Here is a 386-nt window from a genome sequence, read left to right as displayed (position 1 = left end):
CCTCTTCCGGTCGCCCGACGCCGCCGGCTCGGAGGACACCGTCGAACTGGCCGACAAGAACCGCATCCGCGGCGAGTTGTTGACTCGCGAGATCCGGCTCCGGGTCGGCGGCGAGGAGAAGACTTACCCCGTCGCGGATTTCAAGGAGTTGCACAACGTCGCCGCCAAGAAGCCGTTCAGCCTGTGGGCGGCGATCCTCGCCCTGCTGACGCTGTCGGCGATGGAGATCGTCCTCGGCATCGACAACATCATCTTCCTGGCCATCATCGCGGGCCGGTTGCCGCCCGAGCAGCAGCCGAAAGCGAGACGCCTGGGGTTACTGGCGGCGCTGGGAACCCGCATCCTGTTGCTGTGCTTCATCAGCCTCTTGCTCGGGCTCACCAAGC

1 protein-coding gene is annotated in these 386 nt (G+C 65.8%); it reads left to right on the top strand.

Features of this window, described 5'->3' with window-relative positions; all coding sequences use genetic code 11:
* On the top strand, window positions 1–386 hold a 386-nt coding region (locus FOI68_RS23830; RefSeq protein WP_370512178.1), incomplete at both ends, for a TerC family protein.

The organism is Brevibacillus sp. LEMMJ03 (genome assembly GCF_007197875.1).
Lineage (GTDB): Bacteria > Bacillota > Bacilli > Brevibacillales > Brevibacillaceae > Brevibacillus > Brevibacillus thermoruber.
The sequence above is the reverse complement of the archived record's forward strand: the minus strand, read 5'-3'. Positions and strand labels throughout refer to the sequence as shown.